Source organism: Caballeronia mineralivorans PML1(12) (assembly GCF_001028175.1).
Classification (GTDB): domain Bacteria; phylum Pseudomonadota; class Gammaproteobacteria; order Burkholderiales; family Burkholderiaceae; genus Caballeronia; species Caballeronia mineralivorans.
Map to the genome: position 1 here is coordinate 51,247 of NZ_AEJF01000078.1, position 13,596 is coordinate 64,842.

Annotated in this window: 9 protein-coding genes; all 9 read right to left on the reverse strand. The window is 61.3% G+C overall.

Annotated elements, in window-relative coordinates; genetic code table 11:
• Positions 1-681 precede the first annotated feature (681 nt).
• Positions 682-1,605 (reverse strand): ABC transporter permease, encoded by a 924-nt coding sequence (locus tag EOS_RS11720; protein WP_047846802.1) that lies wholly within the window; start codon positions 1,603-1,605, stop codon positions 682-684.
• Positions 1,605-2,486, reverse strand: a complete 882-nt coding sequence (locus EOS_RS11725; protein WP_047846803.1) for an ABC transporter permease — start codon at positions 2,484-2,486, stop codon at positions 1,605-1,607. The genes EOS_RS11720 and EOS_RS11725 overlap by 1 nt, the downstream gene beginning before the upstream one ends.
• On the reverse strand, positions 2,483-3,562 hold the full coding sequence (locus EOS_RS11730) for an ABC transporter ATP-binding protein (RefSeq protein ID WP_047846834.1): 1,080 nt from the start codon (positions 3,560-3,562) through the stop codon (positions 2,483-2,485). The genes EOS_RS11725 and EOS_RS11730 overlap by 4 nt, the downstream gene beginning before the upstream one ends.
• Before the next feature lie 76 nt (positions 3,563-3,638).
• The gene (locus EOS_RS11735; RefSeq protein ID WP_047846804.1) at positions 3,639-4,826 is read right to left on the reverse strand and encodes an extracellular solute-binding protein; all 1,188 of its coding nucleotides are present in this window, start codon (positions 4,824-4,826) and stop codon (positions 3,639-3,641) included.
• A 464-nt stretch (positions 4,827-5,290) separates the two neighbouring features.
• A complete protein-coding gene (locus tag EOS_RS11740) occupies positions 5,291-6,736 on the reverse strand; it encodes a heavy metal sensor histidine kinase (RefSeq protein ID WP_082163315.1) in 1,446 nt (481 codons plus the stop codon).
• Positions 6,733-7,419 carry a heavy metal response regulator transcription factor gene (locus tag EOS_RS11745; RefSeq protein ID WP_047846805.1) on the reverse strand — a complete coding sequence of 229 codons (687 nt, stop codon included), beginning with the start codon at positions 7,417-7,419 and terminating at the stop codon, positions 6,733-6,735. The genes EOS_RS11740 and EOS_RS11745 overlap by 4 nt, the downstream gene beginning before the upstream one ends.
• A gap of 111 nt (positions 7,420-7,530) precedes the next feature.
• Entirely contained in the window at positions 7,531-8,985 is a 1,455-nt protein-coding gene (locus EOS_RS11750; RefSeq protein WP_047846836.1) for an efflux transporter outer membrane subunit, read from the reverse strand.
• Positions 8,986-9,032: 47 nt separating this feature from the next.
• Positions 9,033-10,256 (reverse strand): efflux RND transporter periplasmic adaptor subunit, encoded by a 1,224-nt coding sequence (locus EOS_RS11755; RefSeq protein ID WP_047846806.1) that lies wholly within the window; start codon positions 10,254-10,256, stop codon positions 9,033-9,035.
• Positions 10,257-10,271: 15 nt separating this feature from the next.
• A complete protein-coding gene (locus tag EOS_RS11760; RefSeq protein WP_047846807.1) occupies positions 10,272-13,484 on the reverse strand; it encodes an efflux RND transporter permease subunit in 3,213 nt (1,070 codons plus the stop codon).
• Positions 13,485-13,596 lie beyond the last annotated feature (112 nt).

Genomic DNA, 13,596 nt, shown 5'->3' on the forward strand with positions numbered 1-13,596 from the left:
GTGACGCCAGTTTGCGCATTGGCCATCGGCGGGATAGCGCTGGCGATGACAATGCAACTCACTCTAAGAGCGGTCTTCAACGTTTTTTTATAAGTAGTACTCATATTTCCCCCGGAATGAAACGCGTTTTTGTCCCGCGTTCCCGTCAGTCAGGGACGCGATGTGGTCCCAGAATGGCACCCTCAAGGAAGCGTTCCGTGCGCTACGCCACGCGATCGGGAGAAGTTGGTTGGAAAGAGTACGAGAGAGCGCAGAGAACGTTTGCGCCACAACAGACAGGACGGTATGGGAAACCCGATGTTGTGATCGGAAACCCTGATATGAGCCTTGTTTTATACGGGTTCTGTCGGCTTTGAACCGCCGTCGATCATTCGATCCGGGCGAACCCTTGCCACGCCCAAACGCTTAAGTTCGGCAGCGCAAAGGTCCGTCGTCAACGATGTTCTCGTCGTGGTTATCGGGTCTTCTTGTCGATGGATCCAGGCGTTCGCGATGCAATCGGAGCGCCGGTTCGAATCTACGGAGATGGGTGTCGAGACGCCGCGTGATTGCGAGTCTGAAAGTGAAACAAAGGATGGCGAAGCGAAGGGTAAAGAGACCACTGCTGCCTGTCGATGTATCTATCGGCTGGCAGGGTCCCATAATCGAGAGGCACGCATTTCAAACAACGAGCAGATCATGTCACTGCCGCTGTTCCTTGACACGCGAAACGAGTTGCGTCGGACTCACGAACTGCAGCGCGATCAGCACCCACACGAGCGTGATCGCCATGTAGATCATCGCCATTGCATCGATTGACTGAGGCGCGCGCACGCCCGTCGAAAAGACTGCGTAATACAGTGCGACGACGAGCGTTTGCGTCGTTGGCCCAGCGGTGAAGAACGTCAGTTCGAACATACCGATGGTACGCACGAGCACGAGCAAACCTGCAGCAAGCATGCCCGGCATCAAGAGCGGCAACAGCACATAACGAAAGTATTTCGCGGTGTTAGCACCGAAGATGCGAGCAGCTGCTTCGAGATTGGGATCGATCTGCTCGATAAACGGCGTCATCACGAGAATGACGAACGGCAGCGCCGGGACGAGGTTCGCGAGGATCACGCCGCTCAACGTGCCGGCAAGGCCGACCTTGTACATGACGGTCGCCATCGGAATGCCGTAGGTGACGGGCGGGACCATCAACGGCAGCAGGAACACGAGCATCGCGAAACGCTTGCCGCGAAACTGCACGCGGGCGAGCGCATAGGCTGCGGGCACGCCAAGTGCGATCGATAGAATCACGACCGCCCCGACCACCTCGATCGTCACCCACAAGACGCTCGCGAGCTGGAAGTCGTTCCATGCCTGCGCGTACCAGTGCAGCGTGAATCCCGGCGGCAGCAGCGTACCGAACCAGCGCGTCGCGACCGAGTTGACCGCGACGGTCGCAATCAGCAACAGGACGTTGAACAGGAAAAACGCCATCGCGCCCCAGACGAACATCTTCCAGAGCCGATCGCCAAGGCTTACGCGCGGTTTCATCGGCTTCGCCGGTTGTGCGCCGTCGTTACGGCTGTCGTGAGACGCAGGCGCCGTCCAGACAGATGCGTGGTTATCGGTCGCCATCAGCCTTTACCTCCGGTCACCGGACCCGTGTAGAAGAAGCGGCGTGCACTCAGCATGCCTGCCACCACCAGCAACTGCACGAAGCCCATCACCATCGCAATCGCGGAGGCGAGTGAATAATCGTAGCTTTCGAATGCGGCTTCGGCGGCGGCTATCGAAATCACGCGTGTGGGTCCAGCAGGCGCACCGAGCAGCACCGCCGATGGGAACACCGAGAACGCCTGCACGAACGAAAGACACGCGGCCATCGTCAGGCCCGGCATCAGCAGCGGCAGATAGATCTGGCGAAACTGCTGCCACGGGCTCGCGCCGAGCGTGGCGGCGGCACGCGCAAGCGTCGGGTCGATGCCTGTCACGTACGAGAGCGTCAACAGGAAAGCAAACGGAAATCCCGACACGATCAACGATATCAACACGCCCCAATAGTTATGCGTAAGACGCACTTCATCGCTATAAAAATGCAGTCCGTGCACCGCTTGTGAGAACCAGCCGTTCGGGCCGAAGTACGTCAGCATGCCATCCGCGATCAGCACCGTGCCAAGGGTCACAGGAATCACGAGCAACGTGGTCACGAACTTCTGATACGGCGAATTGCGGCGCAAAGCGAACGCGACGGGAACCGATAAACCCACGTTGATGATCGTCGCCGGCACCGCGAGCTTCAACGTCACGATGATGGTGGGCCACATCGCCGTATCGGTGAAAAAGGCGATGTAATTGGCGAACGCGGAGCCGCCGTTCATCGGCTGGAACGACAGCACGAGGCCATACAAGAACGGATAGACGAACAGCGCGAGGATGAAGATCAGCGCGGGAGAAACCAGCCACGCTTTGGCGTCGCGTGGGACGGCGGCCGGTAGCACTACGTTCGGCAGGTTCATGGCGTTTCCCCGTCGTACACCAGCGTGCGCGATGGCGGCACACGCAGGCAGATCGTTTCGCCGACGGCCACGTCACCGGTCACGCGCGCCCATAGACTACCGAACGCGGCCTTCACGCGAATCAACGAATCGTGGCCGCCGTATTCCACCGTGAGCACTTGCGCATCGAACGAATTTTCTGCACCGGGTGAGGCGCGGTCCAGGTCTTCGGGACGCATTGCAACGCTTACGCGTTTGCTGTCGAAACCGGCCATCGGCATACCGGTCAGACGAACGCCGTGCGCACTCACGGCAACGCCTTCGCCCTGCATGCCTTCGAGCGCAAATTCGGCTACGTTCCGATACCCCATGAAGCGCGCGACATGCAGGTTGCCCGGCCGCTCATAGATTTCCTTCGGCGACGCTACCTGCTGTACCGTACCTTCCCTCATCACGACGATGCGGTCAGCCATCGACAGCGCTTCGTCCTGATCGTGCGTCACATAAATTGTCGCGCGTCCGAGCTGGCTGTGAATGCGCCGAATCTCGGCACGCATTTCAATGCGCAGCTTGGTATCCAGATTCGACAGCGGTTCGTCCATCAGCACGAGCGCCGGCTCGATCACGATTGCCCGGGCGATAGCCACACGCTGTTGCTGACCGCCGGACAACTGCCCCGGCAGCTTCTTCTCCTGACCGACAAGCTGCACCATCTGCAGCGCTTCATACGCGCGACGAGCGGCTTCGCTCTTCGCAACACCGCGCATCTTGAGACCGAAGCCGACGTTATCGAGCACGGACATATGCGGGAACAGCGCATAGTTCTGGAACACCATGCCGAAGCCGCGTTTCTCGGGTGGCAGGACATCGATACGCTGATCGTCGAGCCAGATTCGTCCTCCGGTAAGCGGTTGCAAGCCGGCGATGCAATTCAGCGCCGTCGACTTGCCGCATCCCGACGGCCCTAGCAGTGCGATGAACTCGCCCCGCTGGATGTTCAAGGCAAGACCGCGCAGCGCAGCGACCGCCTGGCCTTCGGCGTTCATGAAACTGCGGCTGACCGAATCAAGACGCAACTCATCAAACTGATGCTTCATGGCAGATTCCCGATACATGGAACGACGCCGTGCGGCGAGCTTAATGCCATCGACAAGCCGCACAGTCATGAACAACCTACTTCGACTTCTGCGCACCGATCTCGCGGTCCCACTTCTGGAATGCGGCGACCATCGCGGCCGCATTCAGCGGCACCACGTGCGGACGGTCGGCCAGGAGCTGCGCGTATTCCGGCCGGCCATACTTCTTGATGACATCCTGGCTCTTCGTCGGCGCGGACTCGATCGTGACACCCTTCACTGCGGGGCCTGGATAGAAGTAGCCATCGTCGAAAGTCATTGCCTGCTGCGCGGGTTCAAGCATGAAGTTCATCATCTTGTAGAGCACGTCGAGCTTTTCCTTCGGCACGCCGTTCGGGATCACCATGTAGTGAGCGTCGTTGACCCACGTCATGTTGTCGAAGGCCTGGACCTTGTATTCGGCCGGCACGAGGCCAAGCGCGCGCGGGTTGATGTCCCAGCCGGTCACGGTCACCGTCATGTCGCGCGAGCCTTCGCCCAGTTCCTTCATCACCGCCGACGTGCCGCCCGGGTAATACGGAATGCAGTCGTTCAGTTGTTTGAGGAAGGCCCAGGTCTTGTCCCAGCCGTTGATCGGGTCTTGCGGATTCTTGTCGCCGAGCACATACGGCAAGCCCATCAGGAAGGTGCGGCCGGGACCTGAATTAGCCGGGCGTGCATAGATAAGCTTGTCCGGATGGGCCTTGCACCACGCGAGCAACTGTTCCGGCGTCTTCGGCGGATCGGTCACCTTCGCCGGGTTGTATTCGATCAGCGGCCCCGCCGGCATGTACGTCACCTCGATGCCATAGCCTTGCGCCACGTCCTGCATCTTGCGTGGACCGGGTGCGTATTTATCGAGTACGCCGGGGAACGCAGCGGCTTGATCCGGCAGCAGTTTCATCCAGAGCTTTTGTTCGATACCTGCGGCAAGCGCGTCCGTGCCGGTCAGCACGAGGTCGATATCCGAGCGGCCGGCTGCCTGCATCGCCTTGATCTTGCCGGGCAACTGCGGCGCGGGTGCGTTGGTGAACGTGATGTTGGAGACGAGTTGCGGGTACTTGGCCTTGAAGGCCTCGAACGCCTTCTGGGTCAGTTGCAAATTCCCCGCCACATCGACTATGTTGATCGCCACCGGATCCGCGGCGTGCGCAGAAGGTGCAGTGACGACGGTTACCGCAGCCACGGCGCTCAATGCCATGCACAGGACCGCCAGCTTCGCGGACAAACGGCCGGACAGAATCATTTCGTCTCCTCGCTCTTTGTATGGATTTTATTGCGGATCGATTGAGGCCGATGCCGGCCACACGACACAAATGGGACGCAGGAAGGCGCTCTTCGCGGCGCATTTATCGATGTATGTTGTCGTATGAGAACATAACCGTGACACGACGCACTTTCCATCACCGTTAACCCTTAACAGCGATGCTTTCGAGCTTCAGAGAAAAATCGGATGGATATCGCCCTAGCCTCTCTGGATGGTCACTCCCACGATTTGAGCTAGAACAGCTCCACGTGAGATCGGAGGAAGTATTGCAGTGGGTTCAATTGCGGATGCAGTCGCCCATGTTGTACGACAACCTATCTTTTGAATCAGCGACAGGACGCAACTTTCAGTGCAGCAAGGCAGACAAGCATAGGGAGGTTTTGCCCGAAAGGGCCGCTTCCCGGCGCGCGAAACGCCGGGCAAGCTTTGACGCTAACGTCAACTTAGTGGCTCGCCGAAGCCGGCTCCATCGGTACGCCAGCAGACGGCGTGGCAGTGGGTGTTCCGGGTGAGTCCTGCTGCCCACCGCGCGACGCGGCGACTGAAAATGCAAACGTATTGATGCCTCCCACACTAGTAGCGAATACCTTGCCGCCATGCATCTCCGCAGTCGCCTTGACAATAGCCAAGCCCAGTCCGTGGTTCTCGCGACTATTGGTCCGCGACACCTCGGCGCGATAAAACCGGTCGAACAGATGATCGAGCACCGCGGGTTCGATCGGCGCGCCCGGGTTGGCGACGGCCACGCGCACCTGGTCGTCCTCGCGGGTGATAGAGACCGTAATGGTCGATCCTTCCTCGCAATGCTGGATCGCGTTCATCAGGAGATTGATGCACGCGCGGCCGAACAAGGACTTGTTCACCCGCACGAGCGCGTCGCCGGTGAATGCCGCGTGCACGTGCGCTTCCTCGAACGCAATCTCCAAAAATTCCAGCGTATGGGCGACTTCCGCGGCAAGCGATGCATCGACAAGTCCTGTCGCCCGTTCACCCTGATCGGCTCGGGCCAGAAACAGCATGTCGTTGATGATCGCCCGCATGCGCTCGAACTCTTCCAGATTCGACTGCAAGGTATGGCGCAAGTCGTCGACAGAGCGGTTGCGGGTCAGCGCCACTTCAGTCTGCCCGATCAGGATGGTGACGGGCGTACGCAACTCGTGGGCGACATCGGCATTAAACGATTCCAGCCGCCCATATGCGCCATCGAGCCGTTCAAGCGCCCCGTTGAACGAGTTGGCGAGATCGTTCAGTTCGAGGGGCAGCGAGCTCGTGTTCAGCCGCTGCGAACGATTGTTCGGACTGACCGCCGATGCGTCCCGGGTCAGCCGCGTCAACGGCGCAAGCCCGATCCGCGTGACCGAATAACTCAGCAGCAGCACGGCAAGGCTACCCAAAGCCGACAAGGCGGCGAGTGCAAACCCGAACACGCGCATGGTCCGTGCGTTGGCCGAATAACCGGCCGCCACCTGCAGCATCACGGCAGGCCGCGCGCCGTAGGAGGGAATCTCGATCGTGCTGGTCAGCATGTCGCTTTCACTGCCGCCCGTTCGCACGCGCTCATACCCGCCCGGCCAGCGATTCACGACCTGTCCGGTGACCGGACTACCGAAGTGGTAAGACGAATCGGCGCTCCACACCGAATACAGCGTGACGCCGTCGCGCGGTGTCATGTCGGTGAGCTTTTCGCGCGCCATTTTCCATTTTTCAGGCGTGACCGCGTGATACACGATGATCCGCGCGATCTGCGTACGGTCGTCGAGCGACTCGCGCAAATGCAGTTCGAGTTGCGTGCGCAACACCAGGAAAAGTCCCGTTCCGATCAGCGTGAAGACAAACAACGCGACAGCCGCGAACATGAAAGCGAGACGCCGGGCGATTGATCGATTCATGATGTCCCCGCTTCTTCGCGGACTTCGAGCACGTAGCCCATGCCGCGCACCGTATGCAGCAACTTGGTCGGAAACGGGCCGTCCAGCTTGGCTCGCAGGCGCTTGATCGCGGTTTCCACCACGTTGGTATGGCTGTCGAAATTTACGTCCCAGACCAGTTCGGTGATCGCCGTCTTCGACAGGATATCGCCCTGACGGCGCGCGAGCACGCTCAGCAACTGGAATTCCTTGGCCGTCAGGTCCAGCCGCACGCCATCGCGCGTGGCGCGGCGGCCGATCAGGTCGACGTATAAATCGCCCAGCGAGATCAGCGTCGATTCCTGGACGCGGGTGCGCCGCGCGAGCGCGTGCAACCGCTCGACGAGTTCCAGGAAGGAGAACGGTTTAGTGAGGTAGTCGTCGGCGCCTTCACGCAGGCCCCGTACCCGGTCGTTGATCTGGTCGCGCGCGGTGAGCATGATGACAGGGGTCGCCTTATGCGCGCGCAGCGCCTTCAGCACGCTGAAGCCGTCGCGTTTGGGCAGCATCACGTCGAGCACGATCACGTCGTAGTCGAATTCGATCGCGAGATGCGTACCTTCCTCGCCGTCAAGGGCCACGTCGACAATCCAGCCCTGCTCCGTTAACCCGGAGCGCAGGTAGTCGACCACCTTGTGTTCGTCTTCCACGATGAGCAGTTTCATGCGCGCCTTCTTGTATTACGTCTTCCCATTATAGAAAAACGTTTTGCTCCCCCATCGGCGAGTGGCCGGACCCGGTCCGGCTTGGTTTGGCTCGGTCACTCGCCGCGCAAATCAGTTCGGCGGGTTGGCTGCCGCCGTCTTCTCCGGTGCGGGCGTGCTCACGTCCCAGCCGCCGCCCAGCGCCTTCACCAGCGACACCGACAGCGTCCATTGCTGGCCTTGAATCTGCACGTCCTGGCGCTCGCTCGTCAGCAGCGACTGCTGCGCGGTGATCACGTCGAGGTACGCGACCAGGCCGCCCGAATAACGGTCGTTGGCGAGCGAGAGCAAACTCTGCGCGTCGGTCACGGCCTCTCTCGACTCCTTCGACGCGGCGTCGAGCACCGACAGCCCGGTCACCCCGTCCTGGACTTGCTGGAAGGCATTAAGCACCGTCTGCCGATAATTCGCCTCGGCCGCCTGATAACCCGCCCTCGCGAAATCCACATTGGCGGCACGCCGGCCGCCATCGAAGACCACTTGTCCAAGCGAAGCGCCAAGCGTCCACATCAGCGTGGGTGCGCTCAGCAGACTGGCGAACCGCGTGCTCTCCCAGCCGATACCCGGCGTCAACGCAAGACTCGGGAAAAAGGCGGCCTTCGCCACGCCAATCTGCGCATTCGCCGCAGCCATCGCGCGTTCGGCAGACGCAATGTCTGGACGCCGCTGCATCAGGTCGCTCGGCAGTCCGAGCGGAATCGCAGGGATACCCGCACTGATCACCTTCGGCGCGATGGCGAATTGCGGCGCGGGAACGCCGATCAACGCGGCGATCGCATGTTCGAACTGGGCGCGCTGATTGAGCAGCAAGCGAGCCTGGACGCGTGTTGTATCGAGTAGCGATTTCTGTTGCAGTACGTTGAGTCCGGACACCGAACCGAGATCGTGCTGAGTGGTCACGTAGTCCAGCGCCTTCTGCTGCAGCACCACCGAGCGGTTCAATACATCGATCTCCGCATCGAGCTCGCGCATCGAAAAATAGTCGGTGGCAAGGTCCGTGGTGAGCACGAGACGCGCGTTGGCCAGATCGTCAGCCGATTGTTGCGCCGACGCCGTCGCGCCTTCTATCTCGCGGCGAATCCGGCCAAACAAATCGGTGTCGTAGTCGATGGTCGGACCGACCCTGATGTCGTTCTGCACCGTCGAGTGGGTCGGCACGCCATAGTTGGTCAGCGGCCGGTCCTGCGAGATCCGCGAGCGCGACGCAGTAGCGCCAAGATCAACCTCCGGCACCTGCTGCGCCTTATTGTTGGCGAGCGTCGCTCGCGCCTGCGCGTAGTGCGCGCTCGCGGCAGCAAGGGTCTGGTTCTGTGCGAGCGCCTGCTGTTCGAAATCGTCGAGCGATGCGTCGCCGAAACTTCGCCACCAGTCAGGAGCCAGCGGTGCGTGCGACGGCTCGGCGAGACGCCAGTAGGAGTCGGTGTGCCACGCGGGCGGCGCGTCGGCGTGAGGCTGTTTATAGTCCGGCCCGACCGTGCAGGCGGACAGCAAAACCGCCCCGGCCGTCATCGCAGTCGTGCTGGTCATCAGATCCTTGAGCCGTGCCGGCAAGACCGGCCACTGGCGCGCGCGCTTCACGACGTCTCCTTCTTGGCCGGCTGCGGCGGCGCGATCAGCACATGGTCGCCGTCCGCGATGGAATCGCTGGGATTGATGATGATCTTGTCGCTCGACTCAATGCCGCTTTCAATCTCAAGCGACTGCCCCAGATCCTGCGCAATCACGATCTTGCGCAGATTGACATTGCCGTTCTGATCGACCACCGCAACCCGTGGCCCTTCGGCGCGGAACAGCAGCGCATTGCCCGGCACCAGCAACGGCGCACGCACAGCGGCCGGCAGCGACACCTGTACGTACGCGCCCGGCCGCAGCTTGCTGTCGGGATTGGGCAAACGTACTTCGATCTGGAGCGAACGGGTGGGGACATCGATCGCACCGGAGATGTGGGCGATAGAACCATGGAACTGCTGACCCGGCAATTCAGCCTGCGTGACGATAACGTCCTGCCCCTGCTTCACGTTCTGCGCGTAAGCCTGCGGAAGCTGCACATAGACTCTCAGCGGGTCCGACTGCGCCATTGCGAAGAGCGCGCGGCTTGCACCACTGCCCGCATCGATCAAATCGCCGACATCGACATTGCGCTGCGTCACCACCCCCGCGAACGGCGCCACGATGCGCTTGAACGATTCAAGCTGCTTTAACCGCTGCACGTTGGCATTGGCGGCCGCAAGATTGGCGACGTCCTGGTTATAGGTGCTCTGGCGTTCATCGAGCTCCTGTTGCGACACCGCATCGCGTTGACGCAATTGCTGCCAGCGTTCGAACGAACTCTTCGCGAGCACAAGACTGGATGCCGTCTGGTCGCGTTGCGCCACCGCTTGCACCAGTTCCTGATCGATCTCCGGCGTATCGAGATCGGCGAGCAACTGGCCTTGCTTCACGCGCGCGCCGATATCGGCATACCAGTGCAGCAGGTAACCCGTGGCGCGTGCGTAGATAGGCGACTCCACATAACCGCGCAACGTGCCCGGCAGCAGCGTGTCGCCGCCACCCGCCGCCTGCTTGGGCGAGGTGACATTGACGTATACCTTCGCGTTTTGCTGCGAAGTCGCGGCCACCGTGCGGCTTTGCATCACGTCCGACACCACCGTGCGCCCCGCGCCCAGCACCAGCAGGACCAGCACCACCACGACGGCTATCTTCGCGCGTTTCCATTCGCGCCCGCGAGGCGGCAACGCGTGCCCGTCCTCGGTATCCCTTGCGGGAATCGCCAGCGAAGCATGAGTTTTTTCGGTCATATCAGTCAGCCATATTTAACTTGGTACATGCTCGCCGGGGCCGTGGCCATGGTCGTCGTGGCCGTCGTCGCGGTCCTCCGCTGAACGATCACGCCGCCGGGCCAGCCGGCTATGAATACCCGCAAACACAAGCGGCACGAAAAAGAGCGTGGAGACAGTGGCGAACAGCAATCCGCCGATCACCGCGCGGCCGAGTGGCGCATTTTGTTCGGAACCCTCACCGAAACCGAGCGCCATTGGAATCATGCCGATGATCATGGCGAAGGCCGTCATCAGCACCGGCCGGATACGGCTCGCGCCGGCTTCCAGCGCCGCGGTCAGCGGCGGCGCACCGGCTTGCAGCCGCTGGCGCGCGAACGCCACCATCAGGATACTGTTCGCGGTCGCGACACCCATGGTCATGATGGCGCCGGTCAAAGCCGGGACGCTCAGGTGCGTGCCGGTCAGGAACAGCATCCAGACGATACCGGCAAGCGCCGCCGGCAACGCGCTGACGATGATGAGCGGATCGACCCACGACTGGAAATTCACCACGATCAGCAGATACACCAGCACGATCGCCATTGCCACGCCAACGCCCAGGCCGAAGAACGACGAGCGCATGGTCGCGACCTGGCCGCGCACGACAATCTGGCTGCCGCGCGGCAGGCTTGCGCGGGCATTGTTCACGAGCTTGTCGACCTGCGTCGCGATGCTGCCCAGGTCGCGCCCTTCCACGCTCACGAAAACGTCGATGACAGGGCGAATGTTGTAGTGGGTCACGACTGCAAACTGGTTTTGCGGCGTAACCTGCACGAGGTTGCCGAGCAGCTGCGTGGGTCCGGAGGCGCTGCCCGAGACGGGCGTGCGCAACAGTTCGTCGATCGATGAAATCTGATATTGCGGCGTCTGCACTGCGACGCTGTATTCCACGCCATTCTTGTTGTTGAACCAGAAACCCGGCGATGTTTGCGAACTGCCGGAGAGCGAAATCAGCACGTTCTGCGCCACGTTGCTTGCAGTCAGGTTGAGCTGCTGAAGCCGGGTGCGATCCATTTGCAGGTTGAGCGCGGGTTCGTCGAGCTTCTGCTGGATGTGGGTGTCCACCGTGCCGGGAATCTGGCGAATCGCTTTCATCAGCTTCGCCGCTACCTGGAAATTACCCTGCTGGTTGGCCCCGGATATCTGCACGTCGATAGCGGCGGGCAAACCGAAGTTCAGGATCTGCGTCACGATGTCCGCAGGCTGGAAGAAAAATTCCACACCGGGAAAGCGCTGCGGAAGTACGGCGCGCAACTTGTCCACGAAGTTCTGCGTGGGATCGTGGTCCGGCTTCAGTGCGACCTGGATCTCGCCATCGAGCGTGCCAATCGTGCCCGCGTTGCTGTACGACAAGTTGATGCCGCTATACGGCAAGCCGAGGTTATCGAGGATGGTGTTGAGCTGCGTGGCCGGCACGACCTCCCGCACCACGCGCTCCACTTCGTCCGCCAGCCGCGCCGTTTCCTCGATACGCGTGCCGGTCGGCGCGCGCATGTGCAGGCGAATGTCGCCGGCATCGACGCTTGGGAAGAAGTCTTCGCCGAGCACGAACACCAGTCCCATCGACACCAGGCAAAAGCCGAGGAACCCTGTTGCGAACATCCGGCGCCGCACCAGCAGCGTGCTGAGAATCACGATGTAGGTTGCGCGCATGCGCTCGAAAGCGGCGTCGAAACGGTGATACAAGCGCATGAACAAATTCGGCTTCGAACCGTTCTTCCGCTTGTGCGCGTGGCCCATCAGCAGCATGGCGAGCGTCGGCACGAGCGTACGCGACAGAATGTACGACGCGAGCATCGCGAACACCACGGCTTCGGCGAGCGGCACGAACAGGTAACGCGCGACGCCGGTCAGGAAGAACATCGGTACGAACACGATACAGATGCAGAGGGTGGAAACCAGTGCGGGAACCGCGATTTCACCGGCCCCTTCCAGGATCGCCTCGTGCAAGTCCGTGCCCATGTGCAAATGCCGCTCGATGTTCTCGATGGTCACCGTTGCATCGTCGACCAGGATACCCACCGCGAGCGCGAGCCCGCCCAGCGTCATGATGTTGATGGTCTGGCCGAGCGCGTGCAGGGCAAGCAGTGAAGAGAGGATCGACAGCGGAATCGAGACGGCGATGATGCAGGTGCTGCGCCAGTTGCCGAGGAACAGCAGGATCATGGCGGCCGTCAGCGCAGCGGCAATCAGCGCTTCGCGAATCACGCCCTGCACTGCCGCCTTGACGAACACCGATTGATCGAAGAGCGCGGTGATGGTGAGGTCCGGCGGCAAGGAGGCCCGGGCGCTCGGTAACAGGTCGTAGAGGGTATTCACAATCGACAGCGTCGACGCGCTGCCGTTTTTAAGAATGGAGATCAGGACACCGCGATGCCCGTTCTGCCGCACGATATTGGTCTGAGGAGAGAAACCGTCGCGCACATGGGCGACCTCTCTCAGGTAGGTGGTTGCGCCGTTCAGCGTGCGCACGGGAATGTCGTTCAGCGCGGCGACCGTCGCCGGCGAACCATTCATGTTGATCGTGTATTCCTTCGCGCCGATCTTGGCCGTTCCCGTGGGCAGGATCAGGTTCTGCGCGTTGAAGGCGCCCACCACGTCCGACGGCGTCAGACCCTTCGCCAGCAGCGCGCGGGTGTCGAGATCGACTGAGATCAGGCGGCTTTTACCGCCGTAAGGGTAAGGCACGGCCGCGCCGGGAATGGTCACCAGTTGCGGACGTAGGAAGTTCAGGGCGGTATCGTTCAGGTCTTGTTCGGAGAGCGTGGTGCTCGACAATCCTAACTGGACCACCGGGATACTCGACGCCGAATAACTGATCACGAGCGGTGGCGTGGCGCCGGGCGGCATCTGCTTCAACTGCGCCTGCTCGACCGCCACCGTTTGAGCGATGGCTGTCTGGATGTTCGCCGTGGGTTGCAGGAAAATCTTCAGGATCGCGATGCCGGGTAGCGACTGCGACTCGATGTGTTCGATGTCGTTGACGGTTGTCGTCAGGCTGCGCTCGTTGACTTGCGTGATGCGGTTGGCCATGTCTTCTGCGGACAGGCCCGTGTAATTCCAGATGATGCTGACAACCGGGATGTTGATATCCGGCAGGACGTCGACCGGCGTTGTCAGGAGCGCGAACGGCGTCGCCAACAGGATCAGGATGGCCATCACGATAAACGTGTAGGGCCGTTTCAGCGCAACGTTGACGATCCACATTGAGACGCGCTCGAAAAAAGCAGGAAAGAAGAATGAACCGCTGGGATGCAACGACGGCGCCGGTGAGGCGAGTGCCAGGCACGGGGCGCACCGGGTCGATCACGGCCGAGCT